The organism is Gordonia zhenghanii (assembly GCF_021738965.1).
Taxonomy (GTDB): Bacteria; Actinomycetota; Actinomycetes; order Mycobacteriales; family Mycobacteriaceae; genus Gordonia; species Gordonia zhenghanii.
In genome coordinates, this window is sequence record NZ_JAKKOQ010000022.1 from 33,896 (window position 1) to 52,378 (window position 18,483).

At 64.7% G+C, this 18,483-nt stretch carries 21 protein-coding genes and 1 pseudogene; 9 read left to right on the forward strand and 13 right to left on the reverse strand.

All coding sequences use genetic code 11. The features are described 5' to 3' along the window. Positions 1-80: 80 nt before the first annotated feature. Positions 81-458, forward strand: coding sequence for a hypothetical protein (locus L5G32_RS18545; RefSeq protein WP_237012560.1), 378 nt, complete (start codon positions 81-83; stop codon positions 456-458). Between the two features lie 76 nt (positions 459-534). On the opposite strand, the gene L5G32_RS18550 is transcribed toward L5G32_RS18545, so the two are convergent. Then, positions 535-1,170: a TetR/AcrR family transcriptional regulator gene (locus L5G32_RS18550; protein WP_237012561.1), complete on the reverse strand. Its 636-nt coding sequence runs from the start codon at positions 1,168-1,170 to the stop codon at positions 535-537. Next, a pseudogene (locus tag L5G32_RS18555) lies at positions 1,170-1,984 on the reverse strand (acetoacetate decarboxylase). The gene L5G32_RS18550 and the pseudogene L5G32_RS18555 overlap by 1 nt, the downstream one beginning before the upstream one ends. Between L5G32_RS18555 and L5G32_RS18560 the strand changes: the two are divergent. Beyond that, the gene (locus tag L5G32_RS18560) at positions 1,920-3,284 is read left to right on the forward strand and encodes a dihydrolipoyl dehydrogenase family protein (RefSeq protein ID WP_237012562.1); all 1,365 of its coding nucleotides are present in this window, start codon (positions 1,920-1,922) and stop codon (positions 3,282-3,284) included. The pseudogene L5G32_RS18555 and the gene L5G32_RS18560 sit on opposite strands and share 65 nt — an antisense overlap. 19 nt (positions 3,285-3,303) lie before the next feature. On the opposite strand, the gene L5G32_RS18565 is transcribed toward L5G32_RS18560, so the two are convergent. Continuing rightward, entirely contained in the window at positions 3,304-3,660 is a 357-nt protein-coding gene (locus tag L5G32_RS18565; RefSeq protein ID WP_237012563.1) for a hypothetical protein, read from the reverse strand. 48 nt (positions 3,661-3,708) lie between these two features. Continuing rightward, a complete protein-coding gene (locus tag L5G32_RS18570) occupies positions 3,709-4,062 on the reverse strand; it encodes an Rv2640c family ArsR-like transcriptional regulator (protein WP_237012564.1) in 354 nt (117 codons plus the stop codon). A 93-nt stretch (positions 4,063-4,155) separates the two neighbouring features. Between L5G32_RS18570 and L5G32_RS18575 the strand changes: the two genes are divergently transcribed. The 4 genes from L5G32_RS18575 (at position 4,156) to L5G32_RS18590 (ending at position 6,676) form a co-directional block, all read left to right on the forward strand. Further along, positions 4,156-4,614, forward strand: a complete 459-nt coding sequence (locus L5G32_RS18575) for an ArsI/CadI family heavy metal resistance metalloenzyme (RefSeq protein WP_237012565.1) — start codon at positions 4,156-4,158, stop codon at positions 4,612-4,614. A gap of 30 nt (positions 4,615-4,644) precedes the next feature. Then, positions 4,645-5,733 carry an ACR3 family arsenite efflux transporter gene (gene arsB, locus L5G32_RS18580; RefSeq protein ID WP_237012566.1) on the forward strand — a complete coding sequence of 363 codons (1,089 nt, stop codon included), beginning with the start codon at positions 4,645-4,647 and terminating at the stop codon, positions 5,731-5,733. Beyond that, positions 5,730-6,191: an arsenate-mycothiol transferase ArsC gene (locus L5G32_RS18585; RefSeq protein ID WP_237012567.1), complete on the forward strand. Its 462-nt coding sequence runs from the start codon at positions 5,730-5,732 to the stop codon at positions 6,189-6,191. The genes arsB and L5G32_RS18585 overlap by 4 nt, the downstream gene beginning before the upstream one ends. An 86-nt stretch (positions 6,192-6,277) precedes the next feature. Beyond that, positions 6,278-6,676 (forward strand): DUF5313 domain-containing protein, encoded by a 399-nt coding sequence (locus tag L5G32_RS18590; RefSeq protein ID WP_237012568.1) that lies wholly within the window; start codon positions 6,278-6,280, stop codon positions 6,674-6,676. Positions 6,677-6,699: 23 nt separating this feature from the next. Here L5G32_RS18590 and metA read toward each other — a convergent pair whose 3' ends face one another. From metA to L5G32_RS18610, 4 genes are all read right to left on the reverse strand, one after another. Next, complete coding sequence (gene metA / locus L5G32_RS18595) at positions 6,700-7,614, reverse strand: homoserine O-acetyltransferase MetA (protein ID WP_237012569.1); 915 nt, start codon at positions 7,612-7,614, stop codon at positions 6,700-6,702. Positions 7,615-7,670: 56 nt separating this feature from the next. Beyond that, positions 7,671-9,173: an MFS transporter gene (locus tag L5G32_RS18600; protein ID WP_237012570.1), complete on the reverse strand. Its 1,503-nt coding sequence runs from the start codon at positions 9,171-9,173 to the stop codon at positions 7,671-7,673. 131 nt (positions 9,174-9,304) lie between these two features. Continuing rightward, positions 9,305-9,790, reverse strand: coding sequence for a GNAT family N-acetyltransferase (locus L5G32_RS18605; RefSeq protein WP_237012571.1), 486 nt, complete (start codon positions 9,788-9,790; stop codon positions 9,305-9,307). 101 nt (positions 9,791-9,891) lie between these two features. Next, positions 9,892-11,427, reverse strand: a complete 1,536-nt coding sequence (locus tag L5G32_RS18610; RefSeq protein ID WP_372491726.1) for an acyl-CoA carboxylase subunit beta — start codon at positions 11,425-11,427, stop codon at positions 9,892-9,894. A 91-nt stretch (positions 11,428-11,518) separates the two neighbouring features. Here L5G32_RS18610 and L5G32_RS19430 point away from each other — a divergent pair, with 91 nt between their 5' ends. Beyond that, positions 11,519-12,094, forward strand: a complete 576-nt coding sequence (locus L5G32_RS19430; protein WP_308192065.1) for a sugar O-acetyltransferase — start codon at positions 11,519-11,521, stop codon at positions 12,092-12,094. A 58-nt stretch (positions 12,095-12,152) separates the two neighbouring features. On the opposite strand, the gene L5G32_RS18620 is transcribed toward L5G32_RS19430, so the two are convergent. The 3 genes from L5G32_RS18620 to L5G32_RS18630 all read right to left on the reverse strand — a co-directional run bounded on the left by L5G32_RS18620 (position 12,153) and on the right by L5G32_RS18630 (position 14,651). After that, the gene (locus L5G32_RS18620) at positions 12,153-12,974 is read right to left on the reverse strand and encodes an ABC transporter permease (RefSeq protein ID WP_237012572.1); all 822 of its coding nucleotides are present in this window, start codon (positions 12,972-12,974) and stop codon (positions 12,153-12,155) included. Next, positions 12,974-13,912 (reverse strand): ABC transporter ATP-binding protein, encoded by a 939-nt coding sequence (locus tag L5G32_RS18625; RefSeq protein ID WP_237012573.1) that lies wholly within the window; start codon positions 13,910-13,912, stop codon positions 12,974-12,976. The genes L5G32_RS18620 and L5G32_RS18625 overlap by 1 nt, the downstream gene beginning before the upstream one ends. A 130-nt stretch (positions 13,913-14,042) precedes the next feature. Further along, positions 14,043-14,651, reverse strand: coding sequence for a TetR/AcrR family transcriptional regulator (locus L5G32_RS18630; RefSeq protein WP_308192066.1), 609 nt, complete (start codon positions 14,649-14,651; stop codon positions 14,043-14,045). Positions 14,652-14,695: 44 nt separating this feature from the next. On the opposite strand from L5G32_RS18630, the gene L5G32_RS18635 reads away from it, so the two are divergent. Next, positions 14,696-15,883 carry an oxygenase MpaB family protein gene (locus tag L5G32_RS18635; RefSeq protein ID WP_237012574.1) on the forward strand — a complete coding sequence of 396 codons (1,188 nt, stop codon included), beginning with the start codon at positions 14,696-14,698 and terminating at the stop codon, positions 15,881-15,883. A gap of 21 nt (positions 15,884-15,904) precedes the next feature. Here the strand turns inward: L5G32_RS18635 and L5G32_RS18640 are convergent, their stop codons facing one another. Next, complete coding sequence (locus L5G32_RS18640) at positions 15,905-16,498, reverse strand: class I SAM-dependent methyltransferase (RefSeq protein WP_237012575.1); 594 nt, start codon at positions 16,496-16,498, stop codon at positions 15,905-15,907. Between the two features lie 74 nt (positions 16,499-16,572). After that, entirely contained in the window at positions 16,573-17,196 is a 624-nt protein-coding gene (locus L5G32_RS18645) for an LGFP repeat-containing protein (RefSeq protein WP_237012576.1), read from the reverse strand. Positions 17,197-17,419: 223 nt separating this feature from the next. Between L5G32_RS18645 and L5G32_RS18650 the strand changes: the two genes are divergently transcribed. Beyond that, complete coding sequence (locus L5G32_RS18650; RefSeq protein WP_237012577.1) at positions 17,420-18,280, forward strand: alpha/beta fold hydrolase; 861 nt, start codon at positions 17,420-17,422, stop codon at positions 18,278-18,280. Positions 18,281-18,483 lie beyond the last annotated feature (203 nt).

Consider the following 18,483-nt stretch of genomic DNA (forward strand, 5'->3'; position numbering starts at 1 on the left):
CATCGGCTAACAGCGACTGCGGACCGCTCGATAGCCCTCGTAGGGAGAGAAAAGGATCCACCCATACGAAAGGCGACGCAATGAAACGAATTCAGAGAATCGTAAGCGGTATGGCCGTAAGTGGTATCGCGGCATTTGGCATGGCCGGTGCCGTAGCCGGACCAGCCTCGGCGAATGTGCACGGCGGGACGTACGTTTACACCGCTACCTGTTTCGGCGTGGTGAACTCGACGACGGCGACCGTGCATGGCAATCAGTTCATTTACACCCCGCCGGAAGGTGGCCCGGCCACGAGCAGCACCATCCGTCAGACGCGGCAGGGCGGTGTTATTGAATCACCCGGAAACGGTCATATTGATCTCACCAGGGCAGCGCATGGTAGTTATACCGGCGCGGCGTTTAACGCTGTCGGATTCAAGCTGTGCGACGTCACCCTGGTGCCCAAACGCGGCCGCTAAACGACCGCCGTTGGTATCCCGCTCACAGCGGCACGTTTGCCGTGCTTTGCGATCGTGATGGCTACCTCGAGCGCAATCAGCCGCGCGGCCTCGTCAGCCCCGTCAGCACCCCGAGAACTGCGGCGTGGCGAATCTCGTCTGGCCGTTCGTAAGTGACTCTCTGGATGGCGGTGCCGACGTGCGCGGCAATCACTGCGTGAGTGAACGTCTCCTCGCCGACAGTCACTTCGCGACCAGCGCGAGAGTCCGCCTCCAACAGGCTGGGCTGCAACGCCGTTCGGAGTTGATCGGCATGCTCGCGCAGATGCTCGGCGACGCTTTCGTTGCGATGCGCTCGGCCGAGGAAGATCGCACGGATCGCGAACCACGTCTCGTCGACCGGCAGCGCGGCGAGGACTCCCTTCACGCTGCCTTCCAACGTCTCCCCCGAGCCTTCGCGGCTCGCCCGTGCGAGTGCCTCTTCCATGCGGCCAGCGACCTCGACACTGCGATCCTGGTAGAGCGCGAAGAACAGGTCATCGACGGTGTTGAAGTTCGAGTAGAACGCTCCGCGCGTGAAGCCTGCACGAGTACAGATCGCTCCGACGCTGACGTTGGTGGTTCCCGTCTCTTCGAACACAGCGGTCGCCGCGGAAATCAGCTGAGCCCGGGTCGTCGTGCGGCGTCGGGCCGGACGGCTCGGAGGACCCGCTGCCGAAGCTGAAGCCGCCATCACTGGGTCCTGGAGCCTGCGGCGGCGCGCGACGCGGATGCATCGACTCTCTCATCGGCGAGGTAGTCGAAGACCGGCGGGACCGGCGCCAAGGTCAAGTCGGTGACGATGTGAGAAGCCGAGACGACTTCGAGAACCGGAAGGTCGGCCATGGGCGCCATCACGTGCTCGAGCAGCTGAAGCCTCGCTGGACCGGTCCACGCCTCTTTCACCGTGACGTCGGTGATCTCGGTTCGGACCAAGTGCGAGCGGAGGAGTTCGACGGTGAAAACGTCGGGCACGATCTTCACCATGAACGTAGGCCCTTCCACTTGTAAGGCATCGTTGCAGTCGCCACACGTTCCGCTCCCCTGTCGAGCGTCCCGACCAGAGCACCCGTGTCGACCGCCAACCCCGGCGTTCCGACGACCTTCGGAAATGCGCTGAGCTCGCGCCCCGCGGCGGTCGCGGCGAAGTTGTCGAGGTACATCGCGCGAAGGTACTCACCGTGCTCGCCGTCCAGCTCCACCGCGATCGCCTGACCCGACTCGGTGTACGGACCGAATCCGTCCACCTCGCCCATCTTCATCACCTCGAACCGCACGAGCGGGTCGTCGATGGTCAGAGGTTCCGGAACGACCGCACGCAGCGCGTCCGGATCTGTGCGATAGGCGACTGGGTCTGCCTCTCGTCCGTCCTGGTGACCCGTCCTTCTCCCCCGGCATCCGATCCGGAGCGACGAACGTCCCTGCGGCGTAAGGTCCGCGACTATGAGCACTGTCGAATACGACCTCCTCGTCATCGGATTCGGTAAGGCCGGAAAGACCATCGCCATGACGCGCGCCAAAGCCGGTGACCGCGTCGCCCTGGTCGAGCGATCACGGGATATGTACGGCGGTACCTGTATCAACATTGGCTGCGTGCCGACGAAGACACTGCTGACCGACGCTCACCTTCACGCAGCAGCGTCATCCGGAGCCGACGACGGGACGGCCCTGTCCAGCGCACAGAATCGGCGCGACACTCTCATCGCCAAGCTCAACTCGGTCAACAAGAAGCTGGCCGACGACGCCGGAGTCACAGTCATCGACGGCGACGCCGAGTTCGTCGCGCCGCACACCATTCGCGTCACGGGCGGCTCCGACGAACTCACCGTCACCGCGACCACCGTCGTCATCAACACCGGATCGACTCCAGTCCGACCCGACCTGCCCGGCGTCGACGGGCCGCGCATCCTCGATTCAACCCGAATCCAGCACGTGCCGGGCCATCCCGAACGGCTAGCCGTCGTCGGCGCAGGTCCTATCGGCCTCGAGTTCGCCACGATGTTCGCGCAGTTCGGCACGTCGGTCACCGTGCTCGACCACTCCGACGTCTTCCTCAAGCGATTCGACCGTGACGTCGCGGAGGCGGTGCACTCCGACCTCGAGAAGCTCGGTGTCACAATCCTTTCCGGCGTCGACGTTACCGGCTTCACCTCGCACGACGACGGTGTCGACGTTTCCTACACCGGCGGCGACCTGCAGGCCGACTATATCCTGCTCGCCACCGGTAGACGCCCCGCGACCGACGGTCTCGCCCCCGATGCCGCGGGGATCACGACCACTGACCGGGGAGCAGTGAGGGTCGACGAGCATCTGCGCACCAGCGCGGAGGGCGTGTACGCCGCGGGCGACGTAACCGGCGGACCGCAGTTCACCTATGTCTCGTACGACGATCACCGCGTGATCCTGTCGGACCGCTGGGGCGACGGGTCGCGGACCACCGCGGGACGGTTGATCCCGAGCACGACGTTCCTCACGCCGCCGCTGTCGCAGGCAGGAATGAGCGAAGAGCAGGCGCGCGAGGACACCGAAGGACGTGGGCATCGCCTCGACATGCGAGTCAAGAACATCGCCGACATTCCGATCATGCCGCGGCCGAAGATCCTCGGCGAGCCGCAGGGAATCGCAAAGTTCCTTCTCGACGTCGAATCCGACCGGATCCTCGGGTGCACGCTCTACTGTGTCGATTCGCAGGAGCTGATCAATCTCGTGGCCGTCGCAATGAGCAACTCGATTCCGGCGTCCACACTCGGCTCGATGATCTACACCCACCCGAGCAGCTCAGAGGTCTTCAACGCCCTGCTCGGTTAGCGGCGCCGGAAGAAGCTCGTCAGCGGCGCGGTGTCAGCTTGAAGCTACCGATCCGAGTCCCGCCGAAGTACGCCGGACCGCTGTATCCGCCGTGTCCGTCCCTGTTCATGAAGACGCGGTGGCCAGGGAAGAAGTCGACGTAACCGCCCGTGGACGTCGGATGAATACGGTAGCGCCCGATGAGAACCAGTTCGTTTCCTTCCACGTGGCCGGTGCGCTGCAGCAACACAGCACCCGACGACAGCGTGGTGGAGGTGTAAGTACCCGGTTTGACGTCGGCAGAGGCTTGGCCAACCGCACCGAACGCGACGACGGCACCGACGACGACGGCGACCGAAGCCGTCCGGACAATGGATGAACGAGCGTGAATCTGCATTGTCGTTTCCTGACAGCTAGGGGCCTACAACGGTACGCCTAAATGTGATCAGCAGCAGGTATCGAGAACTACTCGCATAGCCTCGAGATTCTCCGGCTCAGCCCGGTAGAAGACATTCACCCCGCGACGTTCCGACGCGACCAGTCCCGCATTGCGGAGCTGGTTCAAATGGTGTGATGCGGTGCCGCCGGACACCCCAACAGCGCACGCCAAGTCGCTGGCAGCCACCTCCCCCGGCCTCGCGCCCATCAGCATCGACATCAATTGGAGGCGAACGGGATCGGCCAATGCCTTGAGACGCAACGCCAGCGCGACGGCGTCCTCACTCGTCATCGACCCAGCCGCCAACGGCGCGCAGCAGATCGGTGCACTGATGTCGACCACAGGCAGTGTCTTCGGCATGCGACCACTGTAACTAACCTTTGACATTTATCAAAGTATGAATTAGAACGGAGCACGTCAGATTTCGATATTCATCAAACTCACGGAGACCCCATGTCGCGCATGCAACTCGCTCTCAACGTCGACGATCTCGACGCGTCCATCGAATTCTACAGCCGCCTGTTCGACACGACCCCGGCCAAAGTGAAACCCGGGTACGCCAATTTCGCGATCACCGAACCGTCGTTGAAACTGGTTCTGCTGGAGAACCCCGGCCAGGGCGGCAGTATCAACCACCTCGGCGTCGAAGTGGACTCCAGCGAAGCCGTGCACAGCGAAATCGCACGACTGACTGACGGCGGACTGTTCACCGAGGAGCAGATCGCCACCACATGTTGTTTCGCCACCCAGGACAAGGTCTGGGTCGAAGCACCCGACGGCGAGCGCTGGGAGGTCTACACCGTGTTGGCCGACTCGGACACCTTCGGCGAGACCCCGTCTGCTCTGACCGGCCCGTCCGACGATGCACCGGCCACGAACGCTCCCTGCTGCACACCCGCCGCGACGAACTGACCCCGTTTCGGCTCGACGAGAAGAATCCGCATGAGTGCACCCACAGACGACAAGGTCGTCGCCAGACTCTCCACACTCGACCGGTTCCTGCCGGTGTGGATCGGCGTGGCGATGGTCGCCGGACTGCTCGTTGGGCGCGTGATCCCCGGTGTGGACACAGCAATCGAGAAGGTCCAGGTCGACGGCGTCTCGCTGCCCATCGCTCTCGGTCTGCTCATCATGATGTACCCGGTCCTGGCAAAAGTCCGCTACGACCGTCTCGACACCGTCACCGGCGACCGCAAGCTCCTCGTCGGCTCACTCGTCCTCAACTGGGTCCTCGGTCCCGCGCTCATGTTCGCCCTCGCGTGGCTCCTGCTGCCCGACCTGCCCGAGTATCGGACCGGTCTGATCATCGTCGGCCTCGCGCGTTGCATCGCGATGGTCATCATCTGGAACGACCTCGCATGCGGGGACCGCGAAGCCGCCGCCGTCCTCGTCGCGATCAACTCCGTGTTCCAAGTGATCATGTTCGCCGTCCTCGGATGGTTCTACCTGTCGGTCCTGCCCGGTTGGCTAGGACTGGAGCAGACGACGATCGACGCCTCCCCCTGGCAGATCGCCAAATCCGTGCTGATCTTCCTCGGCGTCCCACTCTTCGCCGGCTATCTGTCCCGCCGCATCGGCGAGCGCACCAAGGGTCGCGACTGGTACGAGACATCGTTCCTGCCGAAGATCGGCCCGTGGGCCCTCTATGGGCTCCTGTTCACGATCGTCGTTCTCTTTGCGCTGCAAGGCGAACAGATCACCTCGCGGCCGTGGGACGTGGCTCGCATCGCACTGCCCCTGCTCGCCTACTTCGCCGTCATGTGGGGCGGCGGATACCTTCTCGGCGCCGCGATGCGACTCGGTTATGCCCGGACCACGACGCTCGCGTTCACCGCTGCGGGCAACAACTTCGAACTCGCGATCGCCGTCGCGATCGGCACCTACGGCGCAACCTCCGGTCAGGCACTCGCCGGAGTCGTCGGTCCCCTCATCGAAGTCCCGGTGCTCGTCGGCCTCGTCTACGTGTCCCTCGCACTTCGAAAGCGCTTCTCGCACAACATCACCGCCCCGATAGGAAGCGACCTGACATGACCTACTCCCCCGGCCACAGCCGTCCCGCCGTCCTCTTCGTCTGCGTGAAGAACGGCGGCAAGTCCCAGATGGCAGCCGGGCTGATGGCCCAACTCGCCGGGGATGACGTCGAAGTGCACTCCGCCGGAACCCGTCCAGGACAGGCGGTCAACGCGTTGTCGGCCGAATCGTTGTGCGAGGTCGGCGTCGACATCAGTCGCGAAGTCCCCAAGGCCATCGACCCCGCTGTCCTCGACCGCGTCGATCTGGTCGTCACGCTGGGACGCGAAGCCGTCGTCGACGTATCGGGGGTCCGGGTCGTGAATTGGGACACCGACGAGCCTTCCGAACGTGGCATCGACGGAATCGAACGCATGCGCCTGGTCCGCGATGACATCGCTGCCCGTGTGCATCACCTCCTCGCCGAACTGACCAGGTCCGCCTCGGCCGAATCAACGCACGACTCCCCGAGACGCTGACGCCACGCTGGTGCCGGGCGGCACGCTGTGCACCGCTTGCTAAAATGCCCAGGTAGGCACCCCTGCCACGTGAATGAGGACGACGAATGAGCACTGACAGCCCGGAGCGGACTCGCCCGAACGCGATCGAGTACGTCCTGTACTGCTACGGGAAGCGTCTCCCGGATTCGATGAGGGCATGGGTCCGAAACGACTTGGCCGGCCCCGGCGCGGTGCGCCGAACCGTCGTTCGCTGGTCCGCGCTGTGCGTGTTGATTCTGATCCCGATGCTCTTCATCCCGACCACGCTCCTCGTGCACGCGAGCATGACGCTGCCGATCCTCATCCCGTTCGTCTACTTTTCCTTCGCACTGAACACCGTCTGGCGACGCCACCGCCTCGACCAGCACGGGCTGGACCCGGATATCGCCGACGAACGTAAACGCGAGCGCGAGGCACCCCTCCGCCGCACCTACGAAGAGAAGTACGGGCCGCGCAGCCGCTAGGCCGGCAGTTCAGTTCCGTACGGTCAGACCCCGTCCAGTTCGAACGGGACTTCCTGGTAGACGCAGTAGTTGAGCCAGTTGGCGTACAACAGGTGCCCGTGGCCGCGCCAGCGGTTGAGGGGAACAGCGGCGGGATCATCGTCCGGGAAGTAGTGGGCCGGGACCGGAACCGACATTCCTTGCTCGCTGTCGCGGCGATACTCGCGCGCCAACGTGTCTGCGTCGTATTCGGGATGGCCCGTCACGAAGATCTGGCGACCGTCTGCAGTTCCGGCCAAGAAGACTCCAGCCTCGTCGCTGACCGCCAGCACGTCGACCTCCCCGGTCGCGGCGATCGCCGAGGCGTGAACATCGGTGTGCCGCGAGTGCGGCGCCAGGAACTCCTCGTCGAAACCGGTGATGATCGGCGACTCGGCACCGGTGAGACGATGAGTGAACACGCCCGAGATCTTCTGCGGCACTTCGTATTTACCGACGCCGTAGTGGTGATAAAGCGCGGCTTGCGCACCCCAGCACACGTGCAGAGTCGACTGCACGTTGGTGCGGGTCCAGTCCAAGATTCGTGCCATCTCCGGCCAGTAGTCGACATCCTCGAAGTCGAGCTTCTCGATCGGAGCCCCGGTGATGATCAGACCGTCGAAGTGCTGTTCCGCGACATCGTCGAAGGTCGAGTAGAACGATTCGAGGTGCTCGGCCGAGGTGGTCTGCGAGACGTGACTCGCCGTGTGCAGCAAGGTGATCTCGATCTGCAGCGGCGTGTTGCTGAGCAGCCGTAGCAACTGCGTCTCGGTGGTTACCTTCAGTGGCATTAGGTTCAGGACGGCAATCCGCATCGGGCGGATGTCTTGATGCCACGCACGTTCGTCGGACATGACGAAGATCTTCTCCGCCTCCAGGATCGCTCGGGCGGGGAGGTCGTGCGGCACGTTTACAGGCATCGGCATCCAGTGTAGTTCGGCGACGTCGAGTACTCCTGCTATGCGCCGGTTTTCGGCTACGCCGCTACAGGCGCGACTTCGGCGGGCTCACCGATCGGACGCCCGACATTGATCAACAGACCGGTGATCAGGGCGACTGCTGCGAGAATCCCCGCGGCGACATAGAACCCCATGCTCTCGCCGTGGACCAACGCCACCGCCTGCATGTGCACCGCGTCGGCCGGAGCGCGCACCGCATCCTTGTGACTCGTGATGTACGAGGTAGCAGCATTGGCCGCCACCGTGTTCAGCAGCGCGGTGCCGACGGCCCCGCCCACCTGCTGAGAGGTGTTCACCATGGCAGAGGCGACACCCGCGTCGTACGGCTCGACGCCGAACGTCGCGAGGTTCATCGACGTCATGAACACCGTGCCCATCCCCATGCCGAGCATGATCAACGCCGGGAAGATCACACTCCAGTACCGCGTCGAGTCGGCGGAGATCTGAGTGAACAGCAGCATGCCGCACGCAGCGAGCAACGCACCAGGGACCAGGAGGAAACGCGGTGGAACGCGGGTGATCAGCCGCGCCGCGATCTGGGTGGAGCCGATCAGCATTCCGAACACCATGGGAAGAAACGCGACACCAGCGCTGAGCGGCGAATAGTGGTGCACGGTCTGCATGTACAACGTGAGATACAGGAACGATCCGAACATCGCGATCACCGACAGCCCGACGGCGAGATAGGCTCCGCCGCGCGCCCGGTCGGCCACCACCCGCAGTGGCAGAAGCGGATACCGACTTCTGGTCTGCCACGCGACGAACAACGCCAACAGCACGACGGAGACGACGAGACTCGTGACCGTCCCGGTGTCTCCCCAACTCGTCTCCGCGGCCCGGCTGAACCCATACACGACCAGTGCGAGACCCGAGCCCGCCAGGACGACTCCGAGGAAGTCGAGCTTGACGACATGATCGGGGTCGCGCGGCGGCTCTTTGATCTCGAAGATCGCGCCGGCAAGTGCGATCGCGGCGAACACCACGTTGATGTACATGGTCCAGCGCCAGTCCAGCACTTGCGTCAGCAGACCGCCGAGAAGCAGGCCGACCGCCGCACCGCCACCGGCGATTGCGCCGAAAACGCCGAAGGCGCGTGCGCGCTCTTTGGGCGAGGTGAACATGACCGTGAGCAACGACAACGCTGCGGGCGCCAGCAATGCCCCGAACGCTCCTTGGAGGGCACGCGCTCCGAACAGCATCGCTTCGTTCACCGCCGCGCCACCCAACGCGGACGCGAAAGCGAAGCCCACGAGTCCGACCATCAGCGCCCGTCGCCGACCCCAGAGATCCGCGATCCTGCCGCCGAAGAGCAGCAGCCCGCCGAACGCGAGCGCATACGCGGTGATCAGCCACTGCTGATTCGAGTCGCTGATGTTCAGATCTTGCTTCGCATACGGCAGAGCGATGTTCACGACGGTGCCGTCGAGCACCACCATCAGCTGGGCGATGCAGATGAAGACCAACGCCTTCCAGCGGCGTGGATCCGGTGTTGTCGTGGGTGAAATACCAGCAGACGTCATGGGTCGTCTCGATTCTGTCGTGTCGCGCAGTCAGAACGTTAACGACGCCGCTGTCGCTTCCCGACCCTACGAACGATACGACTCCGCGGGTGACCTGGCCAGCGCAGAGTCGGCCAGTCCTGGTGTGCTCGTCACACCGCTTCGAACGGAGCCGCATAGCTGAACAGCCCCGCTGCGCCGCCGTAAGTGGTCAGAGTCCGTACTTGGAAGTATTCGCCCCACGAAATGTCGGGCGCCTTTACATCGTGCAAAGCAGCGGGAACGAAACCGAACCGGGCGTAATAGGACGGCTCGCCGAGTAGTCCGACGATCGACTCGCCGAGTGCATCCGCCGCACCCAGAATCGCATGCATCAGCGCGCTGCCGACCCCGGCCTTCTGCCTTTCGGGACTGACACTCAACGGACCGAGGCCGACCGCAGGCGAGTCACCCAACCACGCACGGGATCCGACGACGTGGCCGACAATAAGCTCTCCGTCGACAGCGACCAACGACAGTTCCGGCATCCACCCGGAATCGTCACGCAGACTGTCTATGAGAGCGACCTCTCCCGGGTCACCGCCCGGCTCAGCGGGCGGTGCGCTGTAATCCGCATCCCGGAATGCGGCGGCGGTCACCGTCCTGATCCCGGGGGTGTCGTCTGGACATTCTCTTCGGATGATCACCACCGGATCGTGCTACCGCAGACCCGACTCGTCAACAGGTTTTCCGCACTCGTTCAGTCACCCGTCCGCGCAATCGTGGCGACGATCAACGCACGCGTCTCGACCGGATCGATCACGTCGTCGATCTCGAAATAGCGTGCCGCGTTGAGGGCTTTCGCATGGTCGCGCATCTGGGCGGTCGCCTGTGCGACGACCTGCTCCCGCTCGTCGGGCGCCATGGCGGCGAGTTGCTTGGCCATGCCGAGACGCACGGCGCCCTCCAGCCCCATCGGGCCGAGGTGCGCGCTCGGCCACGCTGCCGTCATCAGCGGCCGGTGTGTGCTGCCGCCGAGCATCGCCTGCGCGCCGAGTCCGTAGCCGCGACGTAGGACGATGCCGACCAACGGCGTCGTCAGCCTGGCGCCGGCGTTCACCATCCGTGCGGCCTCCCGGACGAGTCCGCTGCGTTCGACGTCGGGGCCCACCATGAACCCCGGTGTGTCGACCAGCGACACCACGGGAAGCCGCCACCGCTCGCACAGGTCGAGGAAGTCAGCGACTTTTCGGGAGGCATCCGTCGTGATCGCCCCGGCCTCGTGCGTCGATTGGTTCGCGAGCACGCCGACGGCGTGTCCGCCGACTCGTGCGAGTGCTGTCACGAGTTCAGGCGCGTACGCGGGACGCAACCAGGTCACGGAGTCCTCATCGGCGATCGTCTCGACCACCGGGCAGACGTCGAACGCTTGACGATCATTGGCAGGCAAGGCTTCTCGGAGCGAGGCCTGCCTGCCGTCGTCCACGTCGGCGGCCGTTGCGCGACCGTCGAGATACCCGAGGATCTGTGTGACGACGGCGACCGCGTCGGCCTCGTCGTCGACGACGACGTCGATCACGCCGTTGAGTTCCTGGTCGGACACCGGTCCGATCTCTTCCGGGGAGAATTCGCCGAGACCGCCGCCGGAGATCATCGCCGGTCCGGCCATGCCGAGGTTCGCGTCGACCGTCGCGATCCGTAAGTCCGCGGAGCCGGCGAGCACCGCATTGCCTGCGAAGCACCGTCCGGAGACGACTGCTATCCGTGGAGTGGTCATGGCGGCCCACAACGCGAACGATCCGACGTCGAGGGCCGACACCGTCGGCCAGTCGACGTCCCCCGGGCGGCCGCCGCCGCCCTCGGTGAAGAACACCGTCGGCAGGTTCATCCGGGTCGCGATCTCGATGAGGCGATCGGACTTACGGTGGCCGCGCATGCCCTGGGTACCAGCCATCACGAGGTAGTCGTACGAGAACACCGCGCACGGACGACCGTCCACGGTCGCCGTTCCGCCGATTATCCCGTCCGCGGGCGCCTCCAGGACGAGGTCCATCACGTCGCGGGCCCCCTCCTGTGCAGGCGTGACGAACCGTCCATACTCGACGAACGATCCGTCGTCGACGAGGTCGGCGATGTTCTCGCGTGCCGTCCGCCGCCCCTTCGCATGCCAGGCGTCGACTTTCGCCGGTCGCGCCGCATCCGTCGTCAGATGACGCCTGGCGAGAACCTCGGCCACGCCGTCCACCGGTTCACCGGACGTCTGGTAATCGGTCTCTGAGTTCCATCGCTCGCCCACTCTCGCACTGTAAGGCAGAACGCGGGCCGCGAAGTCGAGAGCCGCCGGCTCGAAAGGTGGCACAGTCATCAGCGTGCGTAACGAACAGCGAATGCCGACCCACACTGACGAGTCCAAAGCCTTCGCCACCCGCGTTCAGACGGCGATGTCGCTCTGTGCCGACCTGAACGCACTCGCGTTCACCGACCTCGCCGGACGCGCGGAGAAACTCACCGAGATCTTCGGTGGACCGCTCCCCGACTCGCTGTCGATTCTGCCGCCGTTCTACACCGACTACGGACTGCACACGACGTTCGGCGAGCGAGTGTTCATCAACCAGGGATGCTTCCTGCTCGACTTCGGTGGGATCACCATCGGCGACCGTGTGCTGATCGGTCCGCGCGTCACTCTGAGCACGTCGGGTCATCCTGTAGAACCCGACGAACGCTTCGACTACATCACGCATGCGCCGATCGTCATCGAGGACAACGTGTGGATCGGGGCTGGCGCGACCATCGCTCCGGGCGTCACGATCGGCCACGACTCCGTGGTCGGTGCAGGCACAGTCGTCGCGAAGGACGTGCCCCCGCTGAGCGTGGTAACCGGTATGGCCGCCGTCGAGCGGCGCACGCTCCATGCGCAGGGAGCCTCCGCACAGCCGAGTGCCGCCGACCCCGACACTCGCTGAGAACGTTTGCGCTCGACAGTGTCCTGAGGACACGTTCGAGCGCAAACGTTGCGAGAAGTCAGACGTCTCGTCGGCGAAGCAGCACCCACGCCACTGCGAGGACCGCGACGACTTCGGCGACGAGGACTCCGAACCCCGGCCACGCCGACAGAAGGTCCGGATTGAACGGAACGGGGGTGGAGATCGCCTGGCCTGCGTTTCCTGGCATCAGCTTCCCGAGCCATTCGCCGAATTCCCCCGGCACCATCATCACCATGTTGCCCAGGATCAGAATCACCGCCAGCACGATCGTGATGGTTCCGGCCGTGTGCCGCACCAGGAATCCGACGCCGATGCTGAGCAGTGCGATCGCGGCCATGAAGAGACCGCTGCCGTACATCGACCGCGCCACCGTGCCCTCCAGCGGCATCCCGATGCCTTGTGCATCAAGGAAGTAGTTTCCGCCGAAGTACCCGAGCACGGCGGTGAACGTGCCGACGACGAACATCAGCGGGCCGACGATCAGAGACTTCGCGAGCAATACGCGCCCTCGGGACGGCACCGCGGCGAACGTCGCCTGCACCATACGAGTTCCGTATTCGCTCGTCACACATAGTGCACCGATGACGACGGCGCAGATCTGGGCGATCATCATCCCCCACGTGATGAACGATCCTGGAGACTCGTCCGCCGATTCGGACGCCAGCCATTCCGCATTCGCCGCGCACAGCACGATGGTGAGACCCGCACCGAGAACGACAGTGGCTCCAAGCGTCCACCAGGTGGAGCGAACCGAGAACAGCTTGATCCACTCGGCTCTGAGCACAGCTCCCAGACCAGGCGTTGCCGGCTCGGTGAAGGTCGTCGTGTCGACTCCGGCGGCGACAGTCGTAGTGCTCATCAGAAGGCTCCTTCGAGCGCTGGGGCGACTGAACGCTCCATGTGGGCGTGGTACTCGACGGAGTCCGCCGTCAACGCCATGAACGCCTCCTCGAGAGACGACTGGACGGCCGTGAGTTCGTGGACTCGAACCCGGGCGGCGAACAGGACGTCGCCGACCGCGGACGCGTCCAGTCCGGCGACGCGCAACTCGTCGCCCACCATCGCGCCGTCGTGGCCCGCTCGAGCCAACGCCTGTCGGGCATCACCCGGCTCGGGTGTGCGTACGCGGACGTAACTCGGTGCGTGGTCAGTCATGAAGTCGCTCATCGAGGCGTCGGCGAGGATCCGGCCCTGACCGATGACGATCAATTGGTCTGCCATCAGAGACATCTCGGCCATGAGATGCGAGGACACGAACACAGTGCGCCCCTCGTCGGCGAGCTGCCTGCAGAGTCGTCGAACCCAGCGAATGCCTTCGGAGTCGAGCCCGTTGACCGGCTCGTCGAGGATCACCACGGGCGGGTCACCGATCAGTGCGGACGCGATGCCGAGTCGCTGCCTCATGCCGAGCGAGAACTTCCCGGCACGGGTACGGGCGACGTCCTCGAGTCCGACTTGGTCGAGAATCTGGCGAACTCTCGCATGCGAGATGCCGTTGCTCGCAGCGAGCCATCGGAGGTGGTCGACGGCCGAACGTCCCGGATGGATGGCGTGGGCCTCGAGCAGTGCGCCGACCTCTCGGAGAGGGGCAGGCGACTGCGTGTACGGATGACCGTTGACCCGGACCGAGCCCGACGTCGGTCGATCCAGCCCCAGAATCATCCGCATGGTCGTCGACTTCCCGGCACCATTCGGTCCGAGAAACCCGGTCACCTTCCCTGGCCTCACCGTGAAGTCGATCCCGTCGACGGCGGTTCGGTCGCCGTACTGCTTGGTCAGTTCGCTCGCTGCAATCATGTCCGTGCTCCCTCGTCGAGGTTCGTCATGACCACAAAACTAGGCGCGACCAGTAGCTATGCACATCAGTGAGTTCCCCGAGATCGACCCTGGTCCCTCCCTCGGGGAAGACCCGGTGACACCGTCTGGCTCACGTCGCGAAGGCGGCCAACAACATTCGCGCCGCCGCCGCCACAAGTGCGTCGCGGTCGGCGTCGGGTTCGCGGAACAACGCGATCCGCAGGCACAGGCTCGCTGTGGCGCCCATGGTGAGGAACACGAGGTCGTCGAGCTCGCGGTCCAGCAGGTCAGGCCGAAGCCGAGCGGGCAAGACACGAGCCAGCGGGACCAGTGGCCCCTCGACCTCCGGCCACAACTGTCCCTCGTCCCCGGCCGTGAAAGTCACCGACAGAATGGGCTGGTGACGTTCGAACGAAGACGTGAGGGTCTCCACGACGGTGACCATCGCATCCATCGGTTCCTGTCCGAGCGCAGTGCCGACCCCGGTCGCGAGATCGGTGGTGATGTCCCGGATCGCGTGCGACCGGAGCTCGTCCACGACTGAGTCGATCGACTCGAAGTACCGGTAGACGGTACCGATGCTGACGTGCGCCTTGTCGGCGAGTTGCTGGGTCGTCGGCAATGATCCCGGAGTGCGGGCAAGCAGTCGCACGGCCTCGGTCAGCAATCGCTCGCGCATCGCGATGCTGCGTTGCTGTCGAGGTCGTGCGCGTCTCGGCGTCCCAGACGATCGGGTCATGAAAGTGAATAGTAACTGAGGAATTCTCGTGTTTGACTGAATGCATGGTCAAACAGCCGCCGACCGACCTTGTGGAATCAGACGCCGCCGTCTATCGTTTCGGTCCCGCAGGCAAGCGATGGCTCGACGCGATGTGGGACGCCGACCCACTCGCTGACGCACTCGTGTCCGACGATTTCGCCTCCGGTTCCGCGACCCATGCCGTCACCACGGCGCTCGCTCTCGGCGTCGACGCGGTCGTGGATGCGCCCGCGTCCCTGCATGACCTGTTCTCGGTTCTCGACGACGAGCCGCCCTGGGTCGACCACGCCGCGATGGACCGCGCCGCAGACACTCTCGTCCAGCACACCGCCTCGTTAGGCATCGTGCTCGGTGCGGCGTCGTTGCTGCGCGGTGCGTCGAACACGATCGCAGGCAAGCCGCTGGCGCTGACCGGGCGCTATGTGTCGCAGCCCGCGGTCCGTTCGGTGGAGGTCGGCGAGTGGCTTCGAAATGTGATCAGCCCCGGCGGCATGCGGCGTGACGGTGACGGCTTCGCGTACACGGTGCGCGTGCGCATCATCCACGCCCACGTGCGCCGCGGTCTCCGTCTGGCCGCGCTGTGGGACGACGACGCGTGGGGTGTCCCGATTCCACAGCCGTACATGGCGTTCACGATGGCGGAGTTCGGCCACATCGCCATCGACGCTATGCAGAAACTCGGCGTCCGGTTCACCGATCAAGAACTGGCCGACATCTACCACCTGTGGCGGTACGTCGGTCACGTCATCGGCGTCGACGATCACCTCAACCCGTGCACCGCCGCAGACCATGTCCGCATCGAGAATCTGTACCGGCTGACCTCACCCGGCCCTGGACCGGACGACATCGAATTCGTCACCGCGCTCACCGACGACTACTTGATCCCCGAACTGGCCGCTGTGTTGCCGGGCCCAGACAGGTGGCGCCACGCCACGGCCGTCGACCTGATGCGCGGCCTTCAACGCCTGTTCCTCGGCGACCGAGCAGCCGACGAACTGGGCATCGGACCGAGCCGCCTCACTGGCGTGTTGAAGGTCGCCCGTCCCGTGTTAACCACAGGCGAGAGGCTCCGGCCGATCATGGCCGGCGGCCGCGACCGACTCGTCGCCCGCGGGTACCGCGACCGGGACACCGAGATGGAACGCATGAGAGCCGCGTACGACGTCCGACACCAGATGGTCGACGACGCGCCCGCCGCACCGTCGACATGAGCGACCCGCAGTCGGAGACGGTCACCGTCGATGCCACGTGACCGCATACCGGAACAACGGCAGTCGCCGCCACCGCGCGCCCGGCAGCACCTCGCGCGCCGTCTCGGCGACCTGCGAGTACGTCTGCGGCGGCGGCAATAGAATCGGCGCCGAGTGCTCCCAGTACCCATACCGCCACGATGACCAGCGGTGTTGAACGCTCCCCACTGCGGCGTACCCGTAGTCGAGTGGCGTCGAAGGTCGTGCGAGTCCGACGATCACCAACACGCCACCCGGCGCCGTCAGTTCAGCGAGTCGCCCGAACGCGGCACGAGGATCCGGCAGGTGGTGGAACGTCGCTATCGACGCGACGACGTCGAACGTCCGGGCGAACGGATAGTCCATGACGTCGCCGTGAATCCACTCGACGTCGTCGGCCTCCCGCTGCGCCGACTCGAGGACGTCCTCGTCGACGTCTATCGCGACGACATCCTCGACGGCGGCACGTAGATCGACTGCCAGCAGCCCGTCCCCGGTCCCCACGTCCAATGCCGAACGCGCACCGTCCGGCACTACGTCGAGTACGACGCTGTGATAATGAATGTTGTGATTCCAACGTCGAAGCGGCTCTTTCACATCACAACCTTTACATCACTACACAGAAATGCCCCGCCTGCAGCGCAGACGGGGCATATCTACCGATTACTCGATCACTCGGCCGCGACGGTCTTCCCGTCGACGGTCACCTCGACCTTCTGAGTCTTGGTGTCGTAGGTGATCTCACCGTTCTCGAAGGTCGACTTCTTCATGTCGCCCTCTTCGGTCTCGTCGCTCGTCGGTGCGCCCAGCGGGCCTGCCGAGCCGCCCTTGCCGTCCTCGGCGGGCTCGCCTGCGTCGTCGCGCTTGACGTTCCACGCGTCGCGGATCTTGCCCCACGTGATGTAGGCGTTGTCGCCCTTCGACGTGATGACGCCGCCGTCGAACTGCTGGAAGGACACACCGTTCTCGCCTGTGCCCGAAGCGTCCTCACCGGTCAGCGGCTTGCCGAGGTCGGTCTTCTGCTTCTCGGTGGCCGACGAGTACTTGCCCGCGATCGCGCCGGTCAAGGTGATCTTCGAGCCGTCTGCCGCGTCCAGCGAGACGTCTTCACCACTGGTGGCACCGGACTCCGAGCCCGATTCCGCGCCGCTCGCGTCTGCGGACTGCTCGGTCGCCGTACCCGATGCGTTCGAAGCGTCGTCAGTGTTGTCGTCGCTGCATCCCGCTGCAACCAGCGTGGTCACGGCCAGAGCTGCAACGATGCCTGCTGTCCGGCGGCGCACAATCTTCGTCATGTCTCCCCTTCGGTTCCTATCACGATTCGATTTGGGTGAATGCGTGAACATTGACCCGAATCGACAATAGCGTCTGATCGGTACTCCGTCATGTAGTCAATGGTTTCAATTTCGACACATATTCATTCAGATCGACCACAAAAGCATCGCAACCACCCGAAACGGACCGGGATTCACCCTCTGTGTAGGTTTGCAATATCGAATAGATTATGGAGGAAAACGAATGCTCGACATTACGCCCGAACCACTGTCCATCGACTCTGGCGCGGTCCGAATCGTCGGCGATCGGTGGGCGTCCGAGACCGCGACGGGCACGCCGATCGTCCTCTTGCACGGCGGCGGCCAGACCCGACACTCGTGGGATCGCAGCGCCGCAGCGCTCGCCGAGCGAGGCCGAGAGGTCTACACCATCGACCTGCGCGGGCATGGCGACAGCAGTTGGGCGCCCGACGGCGACTACGGCATCGACGCGTTCGTCGGCGACATCCACGACGTCGTCACGGCCATCGGCCGGGCACCGATCCTCGTCGGCGCGTCACTGGGCGGAATCACCAGCCTGTGCCTCGCGGGCGAGAATCCCGACACTGCGGCAGCCCTCGTCATGGTCGACGTCGTCGTGCACGTGGAACCCGAAGGCATAGGTCGCATCCAGTCGTTCATGACCGACCACATCGATGGCTTCGCGACGCTCGAGGACGTCGCCGACGCCGTCACCGAGTACAACCCGGAACGTAAGCGGCCGCGGAACCTCGAAGGACTCAAGAAGAACGTCCGCCTTCACGACGACGGTCGCTGGTACTGGCACTGGGACCCGGCGTTCATCAGGTCGTCCGGAAACGAAGCACGCCGCCACACGGATCCGGCACGGCTCAGCGCCGCTGCACAGAACGTGAAGGTGCCGACGCTGATCGTGCGCGGCGGAAAGTCGGACGTCGTCAGCGAAGCAGGCGTCGCCAGCATGCTCGAGTTGGTCCCCCACGCCGACGTCGCAGACGTCAGCGCTGCCGGCCACATGGTGGCCGGTGACGACAATCAGGTGTTCGCGAGCGCGATCGACGACTTCTTGGACAAGCACGCTCTGTGAGGTCTCGACTCCGCTCGACCAGCGGACGCAGGGACGCTCGACCGGCGGGCGGGGGGGACGCTCGACCGGCGGGCGGGGTCTCGACGCTTCTATGTGTGGTGTCAAGCCGCGGTGGGTCTGTGTTGGGTGTTTGTCGTGGTCTCGGCGGTGGTTGTGCTGCGTTCGCAGGTCTTGAAGATTTCGCGTGCGATGTAGCGTTTGAG

What these genes read in the sequence shown, in the direction of transcription:
- L5G32_RS18565 (WP_237012563.1), bottom strand. Translation starts at nt 3,660, where the DNA reads ATGCAGATTCACGCTCGTTCATCCATTGTCCGGACGGCTTCGGTCGCC.
- L5G32_RS18585 (WP_237012567.1), top strand. Translation starts at nt 5,730, where the DNA reads ATGACCTACTCCCCCGGCCACAGCCGTCCCGCCGTCCTCTTCGTCTGC.
- L5G32_RS18635 (WP_237012574.1), top strand. Translation starts at nt 14,696, where the DNA reads ATGGTCAAACAGCCGCCGACCGACCTTGTGGAATCAGACGCCGCCGTC.
- L5G32_RS18590 (WP_237012568.1), top strand. Translation starts at nt 6,278, where the DNA reads ATGAGCACTGACAGCCCGGAGCGGACTCGCCCGAACGCGATCGAGTAC.
- L5G32_RS18575 (WP_237012565.1), top strand. Translation starts at nt 4,156, where the DNA reads ATGTCGCGCATGCAACTCGCTCTCAACGTCGACGATCTCGACGCGTCC.
- L5G32_RS18570 (WP_237012564.1), bottom strand. Translation starts at nt 4,062, where the DNA reads ATGCCGAAGACACTGCCTGTGGTCGACATCAGTGCACCGATCTGCTGC.
- metA (WP_237012569.1), bottom strand. Translation starts at nt 7,614, where the DNA reads ATGCCTGTAAACGTGCCGCACGACCTCCCCGCCCGAGCGATCCTGGAG.
- L5G32_RS18625 (WP_237012573.1), bottom strand. Translation starts at nt 13,912, where the DNA reads ATGATTGCAGCGAGCGAACTGACCAAGCAGTACGGCGACCGAACCGCC.
- L5G32_RS18650 (WP_237012577.1), top strand. Translation starts at nt 17,420, where the DNA reads ATGCTCGACATTACGCCCGAACCACTGTCCATCGACTCTGGCGCGGTC.
- arsB (WP_237012566.1), top strand. Translation starts at nt 4,645, where the DNA reads ATGAGTGCACCCACAGACGACAAGGTCGTCGCCAGACTCTCCACACTC.
- L5G32_RS18630 (WP_308192066.1), bottom strand. Translation starts at nt 14,651, where the DNA reads ATGACCCGATCGTCTGGGACGCCGAGACGCGCACGACCTCGACAGCAA.
- L5G32_RS18600 (WP_237012570.1), bottom strand. Translation starts at nt 9,173, where the DNA reads ATGACGTCTGCTGGTATTTCACCCACGACAACACCGGATCCACGCCGC.
- L5G32_RS18560 (WP_237012562.1), top strand. Translation starts at nt 1,920, where the DNA reads ATGAGCACTGTCGAATACGACCTCCTCGTCATCGGATTCGGTAAGGCC.
- L5G32_RS18620 (WP_237012572.1), bottom strand. Translation starts at nt 12,974, where the DNA reads ATGAGCACTACGACTGTCGCCGCCGGAGTCGACACGACGACCTTCACC.
- L5G32_RS18645 (WP_237012576.1), bottom strand. Translation starts at nt 17,196, where the DNA reads ATGACGAAGATTGTGCGCCGCCGGACAGCAGGCATCGTTGCAGCTCTG.
- L5G32_RS19430 (WP_308192065.1), top strand. Translation starts at nt 11,519, where the DNA reads ATGCCGACCCACACTGACGAGTCCAAAGCCTTCGCCACCCGCGTTCAG.
- L5G32_RS18545 (WP_237012560.1), top strand. Translation starts at nt 81, where the DNA reads ATGAAACGAATTCAGAGAATCGTAAGCGGTATGGCCGTAAGTGGTATC.
- L5G32_RS18550 (WP_237012561.1), bottom strand. Translation starts at nt 1,170, where the DNA reads ATGGCGGCTTCAGCTTCGGCAGCGGGTCCTCCGAGCCGTCCGGCCCGA.